Here is a 19242-nt window from a genome sequence, read left to right as displayed (position 1 = left end):
CCCATTGTAAAGGCCGAGCCTGAAAACGCGATGAGTGGTGGGTGGCTAGGTGGGTGAAAATAAATACCTATCTTTCCTTAGCAAGTGAACAGCTTGGTCTAGACTGTGTTGCTATGACAGAACGCAGCACGCAGAACCTCGCTCAAGGCTTTACGTCCCGTTCCATCCATGGCGGCTACCACCCAGACCCGCACATGGGCTCTATCAATGTGCCGATCTATGCGTCAACCACGTTTGCGCAAGATGGCTTAGCGCAGCTGCGCGGCGGGTTCGAATACGGACGCGTGGCAAACCCCACCGTGCGCTCGCTCGAACGCACTCTAGCGGCGCTAGAGGGCGCTGAGTATGCCCGCGTGTTCTCTTCCGGCATGGCCGCCGCCGATACGCTGATTCGGATCTTGGTGCGCCCAGGGGATCACGTCATTTTGGGTAATGATGCCTATGGTGGTTCCTACCGGCTACTGAATGATTTCACTGAGTGGGGCGTGGAGATGTCCATCGTTAATACCAGCGATACCGCCGCAGTAGCCGCGGCGGTCCAGGACAATACCAGGCTCATCTGGTTGGAAACGCCCACCAATCCGGCGTTGAATATCACCGATATCGCCGCGGTGGCCAAGATTAAGGGCAACGCGCAGGTCCTAGTGGACAATACTTTTGCTACGCCTTACCTGCAGAACCCATTGGAGCTCGGCGCGGACCATGTGTTGCACTCGACCACCAAGTACCTGGGTGGGCATTCCGATGTACTGGGCGGTGCGGTGGTTACTAATGATGCCCACGTGGACGAGCGCCTGCTCTACTTCCAAGGCAATGTGGGTGCGGTGAGCTCGCCTTTCGACGCCTACCTTACGGCTCGCGGAATCAAGACTCTTTCGGTGCGGATGGATCGCCACTGCGCCAATGCGCAAAAGGTGGCAGAGTTCCTGCAGGGCCGCCCCGAGGTAAAGCAGGTGCTGTACCCAGGGCTGAAAGATCACCCAGGGCATAAGTTGGCAGCACAGCAGATGCGCGGATTTGGCGGCATGATGTCCGTGCGCTTTCATAGCGCGGAGCATGCCAAGCAGATCTGCCTCAATACGCGGCTTATCTGTCTAGCGGAATCGCTGGGTGGGGTGGAATCGCTCATCGAGCACCCGAAGAATATGACGCACGTATCCGCGGAAGGATCCGAGCTGGTGCCGCCAGATGATATGGTGCGCATCTCAATCGGAATCGAAGATATCGATGACCTGCTCGCGGACTTGAAGCAGGCCCTCGACGCGCTATAGGCCGCGGGACCGGGGCCAGGACCGGGACCGAGCCCTTAGCGCGGTGGTGGCTTAGGAGCGCACCACGGCGAGGAGGGAACCGGCGGTTTTATCGGTTTCCTGCAACATGAGTGGGTCGGTTCCCGGCATCGGAGAAATAGTGGTATCCGGCCACTGGGAATAGGTGGGGATGCCCACAATGTGCAGGCGCGCATCCAGCTCGCCGTTCGGGTGAACGGTGCGGCGGGTCGTCCCATCGGTTTCCGGCGAACCGGTGGGTTGTCCGTGATCGGGGAAGGGGCGAACGCGGCCGGAATCTACCAGGCAGCGGGTCATGGAATCGCCGGCGGTGCGGATATCGGGGCGATGCATAAAGGCGTCGACAAGCGTGGGTGCAGAAGCCGAGCGTGGGCCGGAGGTTAGGGTGAAGTGATCTGCCTCGATGGCCAGGGTGGGGTGATCGCCTAGGAAGTGGGCCAAGTCGGCGTCAACAAGCGCGAGCAGCTGGCGCACGCGGAAGAGCGGCGGGCCGGAACCTATCATCTGGCCAAAGGACATTACTTGGGCATAGCGGCCGGTGCGGGACTCGCGGGTATAGCGGCCCTCCGAGCCAAGGATGGAGGCGGGCTTGCGCGATTGCGATAGCGACCATAGCGCGGCCTTGATGGGGGAGTCGTGGCCGGCGGAGGCCTCCCGGATATCGCTTTCCATGGACTGGGCAATATGCTCGGTGAGCTCATCTATGTCCCCGGTAAACCCGGCAATTTGGTACATGAGATCGTTCATGTCCCACGGCTCGGTAACCATGGGCGCAATAGCCGCGCCTAGCTCATCCGGGGCGGTGGCATCGATGACCTCGAGAATGTCAGCGCGCGGGCGCAGCAAGGAATCCGGGCGCACGCGCTCCAAAGTGGTGATATAGGCCTCGTAGCTATCGCGGGCGATAGCGGGCCAAACCTGGGCGTCAAAGTCGATGTCATGGGTGCCGTTGAGCTCCGCAATGACATTCTTCAGACGGCGGCGTGGCATGGTAGGCGGCAGCTCACCGTATTCGGACTTGGGGTGGTAGGGATAGCCGCGGCCGGAGGAAATGATGAAGTTGGGCTCGTCGCCGCAGGGCTCATAGCGCAGGCCGGAACGTGTGGAAGAATCCTCCACGAAGGTGCCGCCGCGCTCGATGGTGGTCAGCGCCATGATGTCATAAAAGCCCATGCCCAGCCCGCGTACCAGCACGTCTTCACCGCCGGGGATGGCGGCGTAGTCCTGCTCCACTGGGCTATCGGGAGCGATCCAGTTCAGGCCGGAAGCCGCCAGCTGCTTTTCCTGCTCGTTGTACTCCGGAACCATCCAGCCATAGGCCAGCACGGTGGCATCGGTGCGCACCTCGGAGCCATCGGCCAAGCGGAGCACGTCTACGTGGCCATCCTCGCTGATGGTTTCCAAACGGCTGAAGTGGTTCACGGTGGAAATGCTCTTAGGTAGGCGAGCAATGACCACGTCATAGACCCAGCGCAGGTACTCGCCATACAGCGCGCGCGAGGGGTTGGATTCGGGGCGGGTAGCGGCAAGTTCTTCGCGGTAGTCCTGGGCAATATGTGCGGCCGGAGGATACTTCTCAAAAAGCTCGCGCTTGGCGGCGGAGACATTGTCGCCATCGCCGCGCAGGAGCTGAATCCACTCGTATTGGATGGGCCCCTCGAGCACGGGGGCGTCCACGGTGGAGCCGGGCTCGGTGAAAAGGGTGACAGCGCCGGCGCGAGTATTCATGCATAAGGTCTTGGTTTGATCCGTTTCCCAAATGCGGCCGGCACCATGCTGGGCATCATCGATGAGGTGGACGGTTATGGGGTCGCTGGAATCGTCCATGCGGGCGGAGAGGCGTTCCAAGATGGAAATGCCGCGTGGGCCCATGCCGACGATTGCGATTGCTGGAGTAGACATACTACCTATCGTGCCACATCCAGACCCTTCCACGAGCATCGGACCCAGCGGTGGTATTTAAATAGACTAAACAGTCTATACAAAAGTTTCTTTCCCCTTGTTATGGCAGGTAATAGGGTAGACCGTCCAGTCTTGTATTTGTGGGTATGGATATGCTCTAATGGGCGAGTACTACTTAAGAATTAAAGGAACTCGAGCTTTTATGAAGCAACTTTCTCGGCTCCTGAGACCAGTGGCCGCGGTCTTGGCCAGCGGTGCGCTAGCTCTCTCGCTAACCTCCTGCGCCTCTACTTCCCATGCCGCGGAAGATGGCATGGTCACCTACGTCGAGCCCAATATGTTCAATAACCTCTATCCCCCCTCCGGCGGCTATTACCCCAACGGTGGCGTGCTCAATAACATCACGGACCGCCTGCTGTGGCAGGATCCGGATACCCTCGAGCTGCACCCGTGGATTGCGGAGGAGATGCCTAAGGCGAACAAGGACAATACCGAGTTCACCTTTAGGATTCGCAAGGGTGTGATCTATTCTGATGGCTCCCGCCTCGATGCCGCGAACGTAAAGAAGAACTATGACCTCTACGCCCTAGGCGATGAGGACCGCATGCTCACGCCCTCGGAGCAGCTTCCCAACTATGAAAAATCCGAGGTTATTGATGATTACACGGTGAAGTTCTACTTCAGTGAGCCCTCCCCAGGCTTTCCTCAGTCCACCTCCGTGATGAATCAGGGCCTGCTTTCTAATGCCACGCTGGATTTAGATGACACCGGCTTCGCGCCGGGCAATGCCACCGCTATTTCTGGTTCGGGCCCCTTCGTCATCGAGGAAGAAGAGCTGGGCACCAAGCTGGTGCTCAAAAAGCGGGAGGACTATGACTGGGCACCACCGGCCCGCAAGGACCACCAAGGGCCGGCCGACATTGAGGGCATCAATATTGTTCTCGCAGCCGAGGATTCCGTGCGCGTGGGATCGCTCGTGGCGGGGCAGTCCGATATTGCTCGCCAGATCGAAGCCCCCGATGAGAAGCACCTCAAGGATCAAAACCTGGAGATTTTCGCCGCGCCCACCCGTGGCGTAAACAATAGCTTCCACTTCCACTTCCGCCACCCACTCTTGGCGGATAAACGCGTGCGTCAGGCCATTATTCACGCCATCGACCGCGATAATATTCTGAACACCCTCTTTTCTGACTCCTATCCCAAAGGCACATCGATCCTGGCCAAGACGGCTATTGGCTATAAGGATCAAGCAGCGAATTATGCCTTCGATCCAGAGGAATCTAAGCGCTTGCTCGATGCAGCCGGTTGGCGCGAAGGAGAAGATGGCATCCGCGAGAAAGACGGCAAGCGCCTGTCCGTGACCTTTAATGAGGCAGTCCCGCAGCCGCGCTCTAAAGAGATGTTCACCAAGGCCCAAGAGATGCTCAAGAACGTCGGCATCGAGGCCAACCTCAACCCAGGCGACCGCTCCGCGCAGCAGAAGGCCATGAAGGACCAAGACACCGTGCAGGTACGCCACACCATGACCGGCCGCGCCAATGTGGATACCTTGGCCACGTGGCTAGATGGCACGGGCCGCAATTCTTTCCTCAACTATGACGAAAAGACCGATAGCTTCGGCGATAAGAAGCTGCAGAAACTGGTGGAAGACTACTTCGACCTCAGCAACGAAAAAGACCGCCTAGCTATGACCGGCCGCATGCAGGACTACCTTTCCGAACAGGCCTATATCCTGCCCATGTTTGAAGAGCCGCAGGTCTATGGTTTCCAGCCTTATATCGAAGGCTTTAGTACCGAGGCCATCGGCCGCCCATCGTTTTATGCGGTAGACATCAACACCGCAGAAGGGGAGGAGTAATCCATGAGCCTGAAATCGATTGCCCTACGCATCGGTCAAGCCGTGCTCGTAATCTGGGCTACCTTCACCCTTTCTTTCATCCTTTTGGCGGCGCTGCCTGGCGACGCCGTGGCGACCCGCTATGACAACCCCACCCTGGGGCTCAACGCCGAGCAATTGGCCGCTATCCGTGAGGTTTATGGTGCCGATGAACCGATCTTGAGCCGCTACTTCAGCGCGCTCGGTGGATTCCTCACCGGTGATTTCGGCTTTTCCGTCGCCACCGGCACTGCCGTATCGGAGATGCTAGCGGATGCCCTTCCTTCCACACTGGCGCTGGCTATCCTTGCCTTCCTCCTAGGAGTGGCCCTAGCCTTCCTCATGGCCATCGCCTCCACCTTTGGTCCATTTTCCTGGCTCCGTAGCTTCTTCCGTAGCCTGCCGTCCGTGATGGTTTCCCTGCCCACCTTCTGGATCGGCATCATTTTGATCCAGATATTTTCCTTTGGTTTGGGATGGGTGCCGGTTATCGGCGCGAGCGATGCCCAAAGCCTTATCCTGCCGGTGATTACCTTGGCCATCTTCGTGGCCGCACCGCTGGCACAGGTGCTCCTGCGCTCCATCGATGAGGTAATGGATATGTCCTTCGTGCAGGTAGTGCGAGCCAAGGGTGCTAGCGGTGCCTGGTTGCTGTGGCGCAATGTCCTGCGTAATGCGTTGCTGCCGGCGCTGACCATGGCCGGCCTTACCTTTGGTGAGCTCGTTGGCGGCTCCGTGGTGACGGAAGCAGTTTTTGCCCGCCACGGCATTGGCGCGTTGACCGTGGATGCGGTGGCTAACCGCGATACCTCCGTATTGCTCGCCATCGTGGTGCTGGCCGCGGCTGTCTTTGTTCTTATCAATCTCATTGTGGACCTGCTCTACCCAGTGCTTGACGTGCGCCTGCGCGAGGTCAACCACGATAGCGCACGCAGCACCACCACCACCGCCAATACTCCCGCAAAGAACGAGAAGAAGGTCCAAGCATGAAGCTTAAATCCACACGCCTGAAGCTCACCCCGGGCACCATCATCTCGCTTATTGTGCTGGGCCTGGCGGTGCTCTGCGCACTGTTCCCCCAACTGTTTACCTCCCAGGATCCTAACCAGGGCGGTGACACCACAGCGCTGCTGCAGCCCAGTTTCCAACATTGGTTCGGCACCGATGCCGTAGGCCGTGATCTCTATGCCCGCGTGGTCTATGGCGCGCGCCAATCCCTACTCGGCGCGCTATTGGCGGTACTTTTCGGCCTGATCGTTGGCACCGTCTTGGGAATTGTCGCCGGAGTGCGCCGTGGCTGGGTAGATGCCGTCATCATGCGCATCGTGGATGTGCTGTTGTCTATTCCTGGCCTCTTGCTTTCCCTGTCCGTCATCATCGTGCTCGGACACGGCATCTTTAATGCTGCCATCGCCGTGGGCATTACCTCCGTGGCAACCTTTGCGCGCCTCGCGCGCTCTCAGGTTCTTAGTGTTGCCGGCTCCGATTTCGTCGAGGCCGCCTACGGCTCCGGCGGCTCTGCCTTCCAGGTGCTCGTGCGCCATATTCTTCCCAATTCACTCACCGCGGTCTTTGCTGTAGCAGCACTGCAATTTGGCCTGGCCATTTTGCAGCTAGCCACCCTAGGCTTCCTGGGCTATGGCGCTCCGCCCCCAACACCGGAATGGGGCCTGCTCATTTCTGAATCACGCGACTATATTGCCACCGCCGGCTGGCTGACCATCGCCCCCGGCATCGTTATCGTCGCCGTGGTCCTCGCGGCCAACCACCTCAGCCAGACACTGCGAAAGGCGGCCTAATGTCCCTGCTTAGCATTAGTGATTTATCCATTACGTACCGCACCGCCCACGGCGAGATGGAAGCGGTCAGCGGCATTGAGCTCGAAGTGAACCCCGGGGAAATGACCGCCATCGTGGGCGAGTCCGGCTCCGGCAAGTCCACCTCCGCCATGGCCGCCATTGGCCTGCTGCCAGACAATGCCTCGATTGTCTCCGGCACCATTACTTTCGACGGCCACGATGTCACCCATTTCTCCCAAAAGCAGTGGCGCACCCTGCGCGGCCGCCGCATTAGGTTGATTCCGCAAGATCCCAATAACTCGCTCAACCCGCTCAAGACCATCGGAGCCTCGGTGGAAGAGGGCATGGCCATCCACCGGCAGGGCGATAAGGAGTCCCGGAAGAAGCGTGCTCTGGAGTTGCTGGAGCGCGTGGGCATTGATGATCCACAGCGCCGTTATGATCAGTACCCGCATGAGCTTTCCGGCGGCATGAAGCAACGCGTGTTCATCGCTGCCGCTGTGGCACTGGAGCCAGAGCTCATCATCGCCGATGAGCCTACTTCCGCGCTGGATGTCACCGTGCAGAAAATCATCCTGGATCTCCTTGATGAAATGCGCGAAGAGCTCACCATGGGCATCCTTTTTATTACCCATGATCTGGCCGTGGCGGGTGACCGCGCCAATAATATTGTGGTGATGGAAAAGGGCGCCGTCCGCGAGTCGGGCGTAGCCGCCCGTGTCCTCACCGATCCCCAGCATGCCTACTCCAAGCGCCTGCTTGCCGACGCCCCCTCGCTCACCGCCCCTACTTCCTCCCAGACCGCATCTCCGGTGTGGAATAGTACGCCCGCCCAGCAGGAGACGTTACTCGAAGTCGAGGGGCTCACCCAGCGCTTCGGAGATTTCACCGCGGTAGGTGACATCAACTTTTCCGTAGCCCGGGGCACTACCCATGCCTTGGTGGGGGAGTCCGGTTCCGGAAAGACAACTACCGGCCGTGCCATATCTCTGTTGAGCACGCCTACCTCGGGAAGTATTCGCTTGGCGGGGGAAGATATCAGCACCGCCCGCGGCAAGCGCCGCCGGGAGCTGCGCCGTTCTATCCAGATGGTCTACCAAAATCCTTTTGGCTCGCTCGATCCACGATTGAGTATCGGCGATACCATCGCTGAGCCGGTGCGCAACTTTACTGGGGCCTCGAAACGCGAAGCCCGAGCGAAAGCACAGGAGTTTCTTGATTTGGTGGCCTTGGATTCTTCCATGGCAGCCCGCCGTCCTCGTGAGCTCTCCGGCGGCCAGCGCCAGCGCGTGGCTATCGCCCGCGCCATGATCATTGAACCCGATCTTGTGGTGCTCGATGAGGCCGTTTCTGCGCTCGACGTCACCGTACAGGCACAGATCCTGCGCCTGCTCGATGAGCTGCAGCGCGAGTTGGAGCTTACCTATATCTTCATCTCTCACGACCTCGCGGTAGTCAACCAGATTTCCGATACCGTCTCCGTGCTCTCCCACGGCACACAAGTGGAATCCGGGCCCACGGCGCAGGTTTTTGCACACCCAGAAACCGAATACACCCGTCAGCTAATTGAGGCCATCCCAGGCTCCCGCTACCGCGCTGGAGACCTAAACTTGGGGCTATAAACCGAGCCCTAGAAAGGTTGGACTGAGAATATGACCGACATTATTAACGAGCTCTCCCACGCCTCCGCCGAGGTGGAGCAACTGCGCCGCGCGCGCCAAGAGGCGCAGGACAATGCGCAGCTGAGCTTTAGCGCTTTGCTTGAGCCTGCAGAGCCAGGTGAATTCACCTATGCAGAGCGCTATGCCGTCGCGGCTTTTAGCGCTGCGGTCTACCAGGCGGGCGAGGCAGCAGATTTCTACTTCGACCTGCTGGGTGATGAGGTCGATGCGGACCTTGTTGCCGCCGTGCGCGCCGCAAGCCAGCGTGGCGTGTCTACCGGCCCCTACTACCAGGGTGACTTCCTTATTTTTGGCGATACTGCTGCGGAGGCAGCGCTCGGAAAGCGCCTAGCCGCTGCCTTTGACTGGGCCCACCTTTTGGCCTTCCACCCCAAGGACGCCTCCCCGCAGGCCATCGGTCACCTCGACGCCGCCGGGTGGTCGGCTACCGATATTGTCAGCCTGTCTCAGCTGGTGGCATTTTTGGCTTTCCAGCTGCGCGTGGTCCACGGTCTGCGGGTGCTCTCTGGCGAGGAGAGCGCTGCACGCCCCGCGGCCGAGCGTGCAGCCGGGGTAGCTGACCCAGGCTGGCAGGTTACCGCGAATACCCTGCAACCCGATACCGTGCTGCCGGACCACTTTGTCAACCACTCCCTGGGCTGGAAGCCTTGGGTAGAGGCACTGGCGAAAGAGGACTTCACCGCAGCGCATACCGACGCCCTCATCAAACCAGAGCGCATTGATTCCGAGTACTTCCGCTTGCTCGCCCGCGATCCCGCGGCTTTGAAGGCGCGTACGCTAACTGACTTGGACATCTTCTATAACACCGAAGGCGGCCTCTCCCGTGCGGACCGCGAGCTCGCTGCCACTGTGGCCTCGCGGTTCAACGGTTGCGAGTACTGTGCTTCCGTGCACCAGGCGCGGTGCGTCCAGGAAGGAGGCGACCGTGAAATCGTAGACCGCCTTTTGGATAAAGGCATCGACGCCGATCTGGGTTCTAAAGAGTGGGACCTTATCCGTCGTGCCGCTGTGGCGTTGACCGAAACTCCCTTCGCCTTCGATGCGCAGCTATGCACCGACCTTCGCAACGCCGGTTTCGATGATCAGTCCATTCTGGACCTCATCTACGCATCGTCCTTCTTTAACTGGGCCAATCGCTTGATGCTTACCTTGGGGCAGCCGGATGTGCCCAAGCGCTTTCGCCAATAGGTGGTGATTGGGTTGGTGCGGCAACCTCAGCGGAGGATCCCTATGATGGGGCGGCATGACTGATACTAAGAATCTCACCGCACCAGCACACTCAGAGGCCGCAGCCCCGCGCAAGGTGGCCGTCGTCACCGGCGCCACCGGTGGCATGGGCCGCGAAATCATCGCCGACTTGGCTGGTGATTACCACGTGTACGCACTGGGACGGAGCGCGGCGGACCTGCCTAAATCGGAATCCATCACGCCGATCGCCATCGACCTAGTAGCAGGTCTCGATGAAGGCATGGCGCTGCCGGAGCTGGATCGCGTAGATGTGCTCGTGCACGCCGCCGCACGGGCTACCAAGTACTCCGTGGAGGAAGCCACTCCGGAAAATTGGCGCGCGCACATGGACCTCAACGTGCACGCCCCCGCAGAGGTGACCCGCGCTTTGCTGCCGCAGCTGCGTAAAGCCGAAGGCACAGTGGTCTTTATTAATTCTGGTGCTGGCCGCCACAGCTATGGCGATAACGTCATCTATGCGGCCACGAAGCACGCGTTGTATGCACTCGCAGACGGACTACGCATCTCCGAGCCGGGAATCCGCGTTTCCACCGTCGCGCCCGGGCCTACCGATACTCCGATGCTGCAGGGCCTGCAGGATTATGATCCCTCCCAGGTCATTGCACCGGTCGAGGTGGCGCGTGCCATTCGTACCGTAGTAGAGGCGGGGCCGACCACTCAGTTGACGGAAATCCAGGTCAGGCCGCGAATCGAACTATCTCTGCGCAAGTAATAAATCAAGTGTTATTAAGGTTCATCATGCAGTGATGGGGGTTGGTTTCGGCCCGCCCGTTACACTCGAGGGCTGTGACTTCCCAAAGCCGAAAACGGCCCGCCTATCTCCTTATCTCAGATGCCCTACGTGACAAGATCGAGCGCAATGAATTAGAGCCTGGTCAGCGTTTTCCTACCGAACGCGAATTGGTCCGAGAATTTCATGTCGCGCGCATGACCGTGCGCCATGCCTTAGACATTTTGGAAGATGAAGGCCTTATTGATCGCCGCCGTGGGCGCAGCGGCGGCACTTACGTGCGCACGGTTCCCCCTACACTGAGCCTGACCAATAAGGACAGTATCGCCACTCAACTACGCGAGCGTGGGCACGAAATCACCGTGCGGGTGGTCTCCGTGAATAAAACCCATGTGCCCAAACATGTGGCAGCGGCCCTGGGGGTGAATGATGCCACCTATGCGTGGGATATTAAACGCCTTTTTATCGTCGATGGTAAGCCCGTCATCGTCTCGCGCTACACCATCCCAGTGGACATGGCTCCCGAGCTCAATCAGCACGACCTGCGCGAGCCCATCCTAGACATACTGGCAGGCTATGGCCTCCAGCCGGTCTTCAAACGCGAGAGTATGAGCGCCGCTACCGCTCGCACAGAAGAACAGAAACTCTTGGGCGTGAGCCGATCGCACCCGCTTTTGCGGTTCGTACGGCTGCTGAAGAATGAGACCGGCGTGGTCTTTGCCTATATCGAAGAGTCGCTGCGCTCTGATATCGCCAATGTAGAAGTGGTCTTGGGCGAGGATCCTGCGCCACAACCCGTACAAACCCGGGACGGCGGCGCAGGAAAGCCGGCCTAGCCAGCGTCCACCTGGCGGTTGCGTAGCGCGCGGGCCACGCGGTCGCGCTGCTCGGTAACTGTACGACGCAGACCACCGGGCAGGTCCTTCTGCAAGAAGGCATCGGCTCTGTCCAAGCCCTTGCGGGTGATGTCCCAGGAAGGGAAGAGGCCGGTAACTGTGGTCAGAGCCACCTCGGAGGATTGGGAAGCCCACACCTTTTCCGCGATATCGAAGAACTCCGCGGTGGGAAGGAACGCATCGCCATGCGGATAGAGCAATCCTTCAAGTTTGGAAGTCAGCTCGCGGTTGGTGAGATTACCAGCCACGATTTCTTCCCATACCGCGCGCTTGTTTTCCGCAGTTGCCACTGCGGCGCGAGCGCGCAGCGAAGAGTAGTAGCCGGTGGCGGAATTATCCCGCTCCAGTTGCGCATCCGCGGCAGCGGGGACGTCCTCTATCGCGCCGTCGGCGGCAAGTGCCGCGAGCGCGGACCAACGCAGCCCTGCATCCTCGGAGGATTCGAGCACGCCGCGCAGGTAGTCACGCGCGCTATCGTGCAGGCGAATTTTCGCCAGCGCCTGGGTGCAGATGATGGAGCGCTGGGCATCGGAACTGCGGGCGCCGTCGAGGAGGGCGTCGGCAAGCAGGGTGCTCTGGGCGGCCCACCGTGGATCGGCATAGTTCTTCAACGCGCTGGAGGCCTGCAAAACAATGCGCTCGAGGACGGCAAGCTCGGTCTCGGCCTGCATACCGCGGGCCACGAGTTGGATGAAATCGCGGGCGCGCATAGTCCCGGCGCGGGTCATCTCCCAGGCGGTGGACCAGCACAGGGTGCGGGCCATAGGATCAGCAAACTTATCGATATTATCCAGCAGGAATTGCAGGGAACCCGCGTCCAATTCGATGAGGCAGTAGGTCAGGTCATCGTCATTGGGCAGCAGGAAGTCAATGTCTGCTAGCTGGCGGCCGATGAGCTCTGGAATCTCGGTGGAGGAGCCATCGACATCCATCTCGATGCGATCGGTGCGCACCACCTGACCGTCCTGCAGGTTATACAGGCCCACCGCCACGCGGTGGGTGCGCAGCGTATCGCCGTGCTGGGAGAAGTAGGCATGGGTAATCGTGCCTGATTCATCCGCGTTGAGTGCCACGCTCAGCGTGTTGATGCCGGAAGTCTTAAGCCACTGCTGCGCCCAGAAGGAAAGATCGCGGCCGGAGGCCTGTTCCAGGTGGCCAAGCAGATCATCAAAGGTGGCATTGCCCCAGGCATGGGCGGCGAAGTGGCGGCGCACGCCGGCCAGGAAGTTTTCGCGGCCGACATAAGCCTGTAGCTGCTTCAGCACCGAAGCACCCTTGGCGTAGGTAATGCCATCAAAGTTTTGCTCCACGGTTTCGATATCGCTGGCATCGGTAGAAATCGGGTGGGTGGTAGGCAGCTGATCCTGCTGGTAGGCCCAGGACTTTTCTACGTTGGCAAAGGTTACCCACGCGGTATCGTATTCGGTCTCTTCCGCTTGGGAAATGGCCGCTGACCAGGTGGCGAAGGACTCATTGAGCCACAAATCGTCCCACCACTGCATGGTGACGAGATCGCCGAACCACATATGGGCCAATTCGTGCAGAATGGTATCGGCTCGGCGTTCGTATTTATAGTGCGTGGCCTGGGAGGTAAAGACGTACTCATCGCGGATGGTAACGCAGCCGGCATTTTCCATCGCACCCGCGTTGAACTCCGGCACGAAAATCTGGTCATACTTGCCAAAGGGGTAGGGGAAACCGAAATTGCGGTGATAGAAATCAAAGCCCTGCTTGGTCTCCGTAAATAAGCGCTCAGCATCTAAAGCATGGGCGAGCGAAGCACGGCAGTAGATGCCCAGCGGTACTTCGAGCTTTTGGGCCGGCTTGCCCTCTGGGTGTGCGGTCAGCTCGCCGCGCCAGGTATCGGTGACCTCGTGGTAGGGACCGGCGCACAGGGCTACCAGGTATGTCGATAGTGGGTAGTCGATAGCAGTGCTGGCCACGTCTCCTTCCCAGCTCACTGGTCCATTGCTAATGACGGTCCAATCCTCCGGCGCCTTGAAATGCAGCGCGTAGGTGGCCTTCATATCCGGCTGGTCAAAGCAAGCAAAGACCCGCTTGGCATCGGCGGTTTCAAATTGGGTATAGAGGTAGACCTTTTCATCGGCGGGATCGACAAAACGGTGCAGGCCCTCGCCGGTGCGCGAATACGGGATCTTCGCGGTGACTTCTAGCGTGTAGTCGGCCACTTGGAGGCCGGAAAGCGGAATGCCGTAGGCGGGGTTATAAGAATTCGTGGGCAGCGGATTGTCGTTGAGGCGCACCTCGTGGATTTCCTCGGCGCGCAGATCGATGAAGGTGGAGCCAATCTCGCGCGAGGTGAAGCTCACCTTCGTAGTGGAAAGGAAATGGGTATCTGAATACTTGAGGTCTAAAGTGACATCATAATGGCCCACCTCAATCATTCGGGAGCGCTCGACCGCTTCCGTGCGAGTCAGGTTTACGGAGGTCATAGCCTATATTCTCCTTCGGTTCCGAAAATAGTTCTGCATCCACAGTAGTCGCGCGCCTAGGCTGGTGGGGCAAACTTTTATCAATCAAAGGAGCAATCATGGCTGACGCGGTAAAGTTCTGGTTCGACGTATCTTGTCCCTTCGCTTGGGCCACCTCGCGGTGGATCAAGGAAGTAGAAAAGGTACGCGATATTGAGATCGAGTTCGAGCCGATGTCCCTGTCCGTGCTGAACGATGGCCGTGATCTAGACCCCACTTACATGGACATGATGAAAGCTAACTGGGGTCCGGCCCGCGCCTTTGCCAAGGTAAAGGCCGAGCGTCCAGAAAAGGTAGATGAGCTTTATACCGCTATGGGCACCCTGGTTCACACCAAGGGCAATGGCGGACGAACTGGCTTTGGTGCTTATGATGACATCATCGCTCAGGCGCTTGCAGAAGTGGAGCTTCCGGCCGAGTTCGCCGAGGTAGCCAATACCGAAGACTATGACGAGAAGCTGCGCGAATACCACCACAATGGCATCTCTTCCGTGGGTGATGAGGTGGGCACCCCGGTTATCAAGCTGGGGGAGACCGCGTTCTTCGGCCCGGTCATTACCCGCGTCCCTACCGGGGAAGAAGCAGGCGAGCTTTTCGACGCCTCCTTGCGCCTTGCCCAGTTCCCTTACTTCTTCGAACTCAAGCGCTCCCGCACCGAGATGCCGCAGGTGGAGGAGGGTTAAGCCAAAACGAGGACCATTACTCACCACACGCTCCAATAGAAGGCGCTGGTGAGTCAAATCCTTCCGCCATAGGCACATGGGGGCTAAATGGCCCACTCTTGCTGCTGGATTCGCGGGGCTGAAAAGGCTGCGATCTCAGCAGCGTTAAGCGGAGATGCTATGGGATGCAGGAAGGAACAGGGGGCATCTTCCTTGCTTGCCCCCTACTTAGTCTTTAATTCTCCGCAAAAATCGGGGAATGCATTATCCCGGATAGGATTCGCAGCCCACACCGTCCCCGTCCTCATCTCGTTCTAGCGAGTAGTCAGGGTCGCCAGGGTAGACTTTGTGCCCAATTTCGGCGCAGGTTCGACCAGATCCACCACCGGCTGGTGCTGGGTCGTTTTGTTGCTCGGCCGGCGGTGCTACGAATTGCTGTGCAACTTGTGGAGCCATTTCATCTGAGCACTGTTGAGTCCAGCCGGAGGTGCCGTCCGAGAAAAACGTTGTGCCGCGTTCATGAATCGAAGGGTCTCCACAAGAGGAAACGGTCTTCTCTGCAGGAGCTTGCTTAGCTTGTTCTTCCTCATCTGAGTCGCCCAATGCAGCGTTCGGATTATCGTGTACGTGGAGATCGTCATCGTCGTGCTCATCCTCCTCGTCAGGTTCTTCAACCTCTGGTGGAGGCGTAACCTCGCTAGATGAGGAGGTAGTGACGCTACTAGTCGAGCTAGTCGTAGAGGACGTGGTGGTGCTCGACGGACTGCTGCTGGTCGTGCTGGAAGTGGTCTCGGAGCTTTCGCCTGAATCGCTACATGCTGATATCAAAAGCGTGGTTGTAACGAGAATAGGGAGTAGTTTTTTCATGCTTTAGTCCTTTGGGAGAGAGTTTCAGACTTTACTTAGACTACTTGATCCCTCGCCATTGCAGTCCTCTTTTGGATATGAATCGTCTGATTTCTAGATTTAAAGCGACGGTAAGCGGTGCCGGAGCTGACCTTTGTCGGCAGCCTAAAGGCAAAGAAAGAGCTTCCACCCAAAGAACCTGTTTCTTGTAGCTATTGAGCGCTCGTTTCGTGCCGGCGCAGCTGAATCGCGGCGCCGACGCACAGCGCGATGGTCAGTGGGGTCAAAATAAATGCCGGCAGACCCGCGATATTGATAGCGGGAAGCTCCATGCCGGCCTGAAAGTCCTCCCACGCAACAAGTACCCAGGAAGCCCATGAGACGCCGGCGAGGAGCGCGATAATGCCGGCCGCAATAGCGCCCCCATTTGCCCGCGGATTCCCGCGCACCTTCTGCGCAATCCACCATATGCCCAAGCCCACGTGCGCCAACGTTGCTAGGGTGCTGGCGATAAGCGGCAGGAGGAAGCCTCCGCCGCCGGATACCATAACGCCCAGCATAATTAGGAAGGCTAGAAGGCTTCCGCCGTATAGCGCGAGGATCCGGGTGGTTATAGGCATAGCTTTCCTCTCTTATCGCGAAAATCCTTGTCCGCGAGCCTATCAGGAATTTGTAATGCGAAACAGGGCGGGCGCTAAGCCTCCTCGAGGCGCGCCGGGCCGGTAGGATAAAGGCCATGCGCGTATATCTAGGAGCAGACCACGCAGGTTTCGAAACCAAGAACCTGATTGCTGAACACCTCACTAAACAGGGCCACGAAGTCATTGATTGCGGCGCCCACACCTACGATGCCGAGGACGATTACCCGGCATTTTGCATCGAAGCGGCACAACGCACCGTCAATGATCCGGGTTCCTTGGGCATTGTGCTTGGCGGCTCCGGCAATGGCGAGCAGATTGCAGCCAATAAGGTCAAGGGAGCCCGGTGTGCACTGGCCTGGTCCGCCGAGACTGCCCGCCTTGCCCGCGAGCACAACAACGCCCAGCTCATCGGCATCGGCGGCCGCATGCACACCGAGCAGCAGGCACTGGAAATCGTAGATGCCTTCCTGGACCAAGAATGGTCCCGTGCGGAGCGCCACCAGCGCCGTATCGACATCTTGGCGCAGTACGAGCGCACCGGCATCGCCCCAGAGCTGCCCGAGGCCTAAGCCTTGAGAAAATAAACGCCGCGGAACAAAGGTGTTTCCGCGGCGTTTATTTGTGTTTCGGCCAAGACTAACTAAGGCGCTAAGCCTTAGGCATCATTCATGTCATTCGGGTGCGGGCCGCCGCGTCCCTCTTCGCCTTCGTCCAAGGCGGTGATGGCAGCCATCTCCTCCTCGGTTAGTTCAAAGCCGAAGACATCAAAGTTTTCCGCAATGCGCGAGGGCGTCGCAGACTTGGGGAAGAGGATGACGCCATTTTGTAGGTGCCAACGAATGATGACTTGCGCTGGGCTGACATCGTGCGCTGCAGCGGCGTCGGTGACCTCGGGGGCATCCAAGATATCGCTCTTTCCCTGCCCCAGCGGGCCCCATGCCTCGATAGCCACGGTGTGGGCGCGGAAGGCGTCCAGCTCCCTCCAGCGCTGCAGATAAGGATGAAGCTCGACTTGGTTGACCGCTGGCTTTATATCGGTCTTGAGCTCCAGCTGTTCCAGGTGCTCCAGCTCGAAATTGGAGACGCCGATGGACTTTGTCTTGCCCTGCTTCTGCAGATCAATGAGTTGCTGCCAAGTCTCAACATAGGTGCCTTTTGCTGGTGTAGGCCAGTGGATGAGGTAAAGATCCACATACTCCAAGCCGAGCTTTTCCAAGGACTCATCGAGCGCTGCGGCAGCATCGGTCTGGCGGTCATTCCACAGCTTGGTGGTGATAAAAAGCTCCTCGCGGGGAATGCCAGACTTGGCAATAGCCCGTCCTACGCCTTCCTCATTGCCGTAGATAGCAGCGGTATCAATATGGCGATAACCCACGCGCAGGGCCTCAGCTACCAAATCTTCGGTCTGCTCCGGATCCATCTGGAACACGCCAAAGCCCAGCTGCGGGATGGTATTGCCGTCATTAAGGGTGATGTTAGGTACGCTCATGCGCCCCAGACTACCTATCTATTGCAGCGGGCCGAGAGTGATGAATTTATTCCACGTCTCCCACTCATCCTGCAGGCGGGCACGCTCATGGGGCGGGGTAGCGGTGCCGTCGATAAGCGAGGCATCAATCATGCGCACTCCATTGTCAAAGAACAACGCGGCGTGCCCCGAGGCGCCATGCCGCAGCACCGGCACCAAGTTCAATCCATCAAAGGACAGTTGCGCATTAGGGCGCACGTCGAGGCCGGCAATGGCAGCGAGCGTAGGCGCTAAGTCAATAGGGGAGACCAACTCATTATTCTCCCCGCTTTCGGCTACACCTGGCCACAACACCGACATAGGTGAATTTCCACCTAGTAGCGAGCAGACGGCGATGACGCCATTGACCTCGTTGAGTTCTTCCAGGCTGGGCTGCTCTAGCAAGCGAAAGACATCGCCACCGGCCGGCTGCGTATCCTCGCGCACCTCATAACCCACGCCCGCGAAAACCTCGCTAATACGCGTGGTGGCTTGGCGCTGCGGATATTGCCCGGTCAGCGTGCCGCGGCGGGAGTCAGCGTACGTTTCCGACGGCACCCACGTGTTGTTGAAGCGCACGCCCCGCAGTGCAGTCTCAGGTGCATGGTCAAAGGTGGCAAGAGTGATATCCATAGCCATAATTCTAGGCTTGCCGGGGCGATTCAACGATTTCGTCCGCACAGATCGCCTGTTTCGTCGACGGTTGCGGTGTTTTAGATGGACGAAATCGTTGAAAGTAGCTTCCTGATGGGGCGGGGGCTAATCGAGGTCGAGGCCATCGATGCCGTGAACTGTCACGGTTTCCGAAAGTGGCGCGCGGCCTGGATTCGTTTTAAAGACCGGGCTCGATTCATCAGCTTTACCAAAGGTAATGGCGGTGACCAGCTTGTAGTCCTCGTCTACACCGAGGAATTCACGCGCAGTTGGCGCAATCAAGGAAATCATCCCCTGTGGGATGCCGTGGTAGCCGTGTGCTTCCAAAGAAAGCAGGAAGTTTTCGGTATAGGTTCCTTGGTCAAAGGCGGCGCGAATGCGGTCACCCATCGGCGGGATAAAGAGAAGTACCGCATGGGGTGCGCCAAAGAAGCGCAAGTTTTCGCGGATGAATTCCACGCGACCTGCTTTGTCCTCGCGCTCAATGCCCAGGAGGCCGTACATTTTGGCGGCTAGCTCTTGGGAGCGCTTGGGATGGATCCCCTCACCATAATCGGTGGTGAAGTCTGGGCTGAGCCCGTTGGTGTCGAATTCCTTAATAAGCGCGGCGCTTAGTTCCTTGAGCTTTTCTCCACCCACCAAATGCACGTCCCACGGTTGGGTATTGGAGTTGGACGGTGCGGATTGAGCATCCAGCAAAACCTGCTTGATGTCTTCTACCGGCATGGGTTCTGGCAGGAACGCTCTGGGCGAATGGCGGCTGCGAATAAACTCAGAATACTTATTGGTTAAAGTCATGCGCGCCACCCTACACTTCGTCGCATGTGCTCGCCGTATACCGTGAACATCCAATGATGATGGGTGGAAAACGAAAAATCGCCCACCTAGAGGTGGGCGACAACTGGAGGGAATGACGGGAATCGAACCCGCGTCTTCAGCTTGGAAGGCTGCATAGAAATGTTGTATTATGCAACAAAAGCCGCCATTTCCGCTGGTCGCCAAAAACCATAAAATGTTA

Annotated in this window: 17 protein-coding genes; 10 read left to right on the top strand and 7 right to left on the bottom strand. The window is 58.6% G+C overall.

Going from position 1 to position 19242, the window contains the following annotated elements; genetic code table 11:
* The first annotated feature begins 113 nt into the window (after positions 1-113).
* Positions 114-1271, top strand: a complete 1158-nt coding sequence (locus RAE07_RS09250) for a cystathionine gamma-synthase (RefSeq protein WP_200288714.1) — start codon at positions 114-116, stop codon at positions 1269-1271.
* Positions 1272-1322: 51 nt separating this feature from the next.
* Here the strand turns inward: RAE07_RS09250 and RAE07_RS09245 are convergent, their stop codons facing one another.
* A complete protein-coding gene (locus tag RAE07_RS09245; protein WP_317001747.1) occupies positions 1323-3191 on the bottom strand; it encodes an FAD/NAD(P)-binding protein in 1869 nt (622 codons plus the stop codon).
* A 202-nt stretch (positions 3192-3393) separates the two neighbouring features.
* Between RAE07_RS09245 and RAE07_RS09240 the strand changes: the two genes are divergently transcribed.
* From RAE07_RS09240 to RAE07_RS09210, 7 genes are all read left to right on the top strand, one after another.
* Positions 3394-5049, top strand: coding sequence for a TIGR04028 family ABC transporter substrate-binding protein (locus RAE07_RS09240; protein WP_317001746.1), 1656 nt, complete (start codon positions 3394-3396; stop codon positions 5047-5049).
* Positions 5050-5052: 3 nt separating this feature from the next.
* Positions 5053-6057, top strand: coding sequence for an ABC transporter permease (locus tag RAE07_RS09235; RefSeq protein ID WP_317001745.1), 1005 nt, complete (start codon positions 5053-5055; stop codon positions 6055-6057).
* Positions 6054-6866, top strand: a complete 813-nt coding sequence (locus RAE07_RS09230) for an ABC transporter permease (protein WP_317001744.1) — start codon at positions 6054-6056, stop codon at positions 6864-6866. Before RAE07_RS09235 ends, RAE07_RS09230 begins: the two co-directional genes overlap by 4 nt.
* A complete protein-coding gene (locus RAE07_RS09225; RefSeq protein ID WP_317001743.1) occupies positions 6866-8488 on the top strand; it encodes a dipeptide ABC transporter ATP-binding protein in 1623 nt (540 codons plus the stop codon). The genes RAE07_RS09230 and RAE07_RS09225 overlap by 1 nt, the downstream gene beginning before the upstream one ends.
* A 30-nt stretch (positions 8489-8518) precedes the next feature.
* Complete coding sequence (locus RAE07_RS09220) at positions 8519-9736, top strand: alkylhydroperoxidase domain protein (protein ID WP_317001742.1); 1218 nt, start codon at positions 8519-8521, stop codon at positions 9734-9736.
* 55 nt (positions 9737-9791) lie between these two features.
* Positions 9792-10508 (top strand): SDR family oxidoreductase, encoded by a 717-nt coding sequence (locus tag RAE07_RS09215; protein ID WP_259825353.1) that lies wholly within the window; start codon positions 9792-9794, stop codon positions 10506-10508.
* 74 nt (positions 10509-10582) lie between these two features.
* Entirely contained in the window at positions 10583-11362 is a 780-nt protein-coding gene (locus RAE07_RS09210; protein WP_317001741.1) for a GntR family transcriptional regulator, read from the top strand.
* Here the strand turns inward: RAE07_RS09210 and pepN are convergent.
* Complete coding sequence (gene pepN, locus RAE07_RS09205) at positions 11359-13875, bottom strand: aminopeptidase N (protein WP_317001740.1); 2517 nt, start codon at positions 13873-13875, stop codon at positions 11359-11361. The genes RAE07_RS09210 and pepN overlap by 4 nt on opposite strands.
* Positions 13876-13973: 98 nt before the next feature.
* Between pepN and RAE07_RS09200 the strand changes: the two genes are divergently transcribed.
* A complete protein-coding gene (locus tag RAE07_RS09200) occupies positions 13974-14597 on the top strand; it encodes a mycothiol-dependent nitroreductase Rv2466c family protein (RefSeq protein ID WP_317001739.1) in 624 nt (207 codons plus the stop codon).
* Between the two features lie 243 nt (positions 14598-14840).
* On the opposite strand, the gene RAE07_RS09195 is transcribed toward RAE07_RS09200, so the two are convergent.
* Both RAE07_RS09195 and RAE07_RS09190 read right to left on the bottom strand, forming a co-directional pair.
* On the bottom strand, positions 14841-15443 hold the full coding sequence (locus RAE07_RS09195) for an excalibur calcium-binding domain-containing protein (RefSeq protein ID WP_317001738.1): 603 nt from the start codon (positions 15441-15443) through the stop codon (positions 14841-14843).
* Between the two features lie 191 nt (positions 15444-15634).
* Complete coding sequence (locus RAE07_RS09190; protein ID WP_317001737.1) at positions 15635-15982, bottom strand: MFS transporter; 348 nt, start codon at positions 15980-15982, stop codon at positions 15635-15637.
* A 176-nt stretch (positions 15983-16158) separates the two neighbouring features.
* Here RAE07_RS09190 and RAE07_RS09185 point away from each other — a divergent pair, with 176 nt between their 5' ends.
* Positions 16159-16632 (top strand): ribose-5-phosphate isomerase, encoded by a 474-nt coding sequence (locus tag RAE07_RS09185; RefSeq protein ID WP_023020911.1) that lies wholly within the window; start codon positions 16159-16161, stop codon positions 16630-16632.
* A gap of 86 nt (positions 16633-16718) precedes the next feature.
* On the opposite strand, the gene RAE07_RS09180 is transcribed toward RAE07_RS09185, so the two are convergent.
* The 3 genes from RAE07_RS09180 to RAE07_RS09170 form a co-directional block, all read right to left on the bottom strand.
* Complete coding sequence (locus RAE07_RS09180) at positions 16719-17552, bottom strand: aldo/keto reductase (RefSeq protein WP_317001736.1); 834 nt, start codon at positions 17550-17552, stop codon at positions 16719-16721.
* 18 nt (positions 17553-17570) lie between these two features.
* Positions 17571-18203: a hypothetical protein gene (locus RAE07_RS09175; protein WP_317001735.1), complete on the bottom strand. Its 633-nt coding sequence runs from the start codon at positions 18201-18203 to the stop codon at positions 17571-17573.
* 126 nt (positions 18204-18329) lie between these two features.
* Positions 18330-19022: a nitroreductase family protein gene (locus RAE07_RS09170; RefSeq protein WP_239207925.1), complete on the bottom strand. Its 693-nt coding sequence runs from the start codon at positions 19020-19022 to the stop codon at positions 18330-18332.
* Positions 19023-19242 lie beyond the last annotated feature (220 nt).

It is taken from the genome of Corynebacterium nasorum (assembly GCF_032821635.1).
GTDB lineage: Bacteria > Actinomycetota > Actinomycetes > Mycobacteriales > Mycobacteriaceae > Corynebacterium > Corynebacterium kefirresidentii.
This window is presented reverse-complemented; position numbering and strand designations above follow the sequence as displayed.

Excerpts from the sequence above, each read along its gene's own strand:
- RAE07_RS09200 (WP_317001739.1), top strand. The coding sequence starts at position 13,974 with ATGGCTGACGCGGTAAAGTTCTGGTTCGACGTATCTTGTCCCTTCGCT.
- RAE07_RS09185 (WP_023020911.1), top strand. The coding sequence starts at position 16,159 with ATGCGCGTATATCTAGGAGCAGACCACGCAGGTTTCGAAACCAAGAAC.
- RAE07_RS09170 (WP_239207925.1), bottom strand. The coding sequence starts at position 19,022 with ATGACTTTAACCAATAAGTATTCTGAGTTTATTCGCAGCCGCCATTCG.
- RAE07_RS09215 (WP_259825353.1), top strand. The coding sequence starts at position 9,792 with ATGACTGATACTAAGAATCTCACCGCACCAGCACACTCAGAGGCCGCA.
- RAE07_RS09230 (WP_317001744.1), top strand. The coding sequence starts at position 6,054 with ATGAAGCTTAAATCCACACGCCTGAAGCTCACCCCGGGCACCATCATC.
- RAE07_RS09245 (WP_317001747.1), bottom strand. The coding sequence starts at position 3,191 with ATGTCTACTCCAGCAATCGCAATCGTCGGCATGGGCCCACGCGGCATT.
- pepN (WP_317001740.1), bottom strand. The coding sequence starts at position 13,875 with ATGACCTCCGTAAACCTGACTCGCACGGAAGCGGTCGAGCGCTCCCGA.
- RAE07_RS09195 (WP_317001738.1), bottom strand. The coding sequence starts at position 15,443 with ATGAAAAAACTACTCCCTATTCTCGTTACAACCACGCTTTTGATATCA.
- RAE07_RS09220 (WP_317001742.1), top strand. The coding sequence starts at position 8,519 with ATGACCGACATTATTAACGAGCTCTCCCACGCCTCCGCCGAGGTGGAG.
- RAE07_RS09180 (WP_317001736.1), bottom strand. The coding sequence starts at position 17,552 with ATGAGCGTACCTAACATCACCCTTAATGACGGCAATACCATCCCGCAG.
- RAE07_RS09235 (WP_317001745.1), top strand. The coding sequence starts at position 5,053 with ATGAGCCTGAAATCGATTGCCCTACGCATCGGTCAAGCCGTGCTCGTA.
- RAE07_RS09175 (WP_317001735.1), bottom strand. The coding sequence starts at position 18,203 with ATGGATATCACTCTTGCCACCTTTGACCATGCACCTGAGACTGCACTG.
- RAE07_RS09190 (WP_317001737.1), bottom strand. The coding sequence starts at position 15,982 with ATGCTGGGCGTTATGGTATCCGGCGGCGGAGGCTTCCTCCTGCCGCTT.
- RAE07_RS09250 (WP_200288714.1), top strand. The coding sequence starts at position 114 with ATGACAGAACGCAGCACGCAGAACCTCGCTCAAGGCTTTACGTCCCGT.
- RAE07_RS09225 (WP_317001743.1), top strand. The coding sequence starts at position 6,866 with ATGTCCCTGCTTAGCATTAGTGATTTATCCATTACGTACCGCACCGCC.
- RAE07_RS09240 (WP_317001746.1), top strand. The coding sequence starts at position 3,394 with ATGAAGCAACTTTCTCGGCTCCTGAGACCAGTGGCCGCGGTCTTGGCC.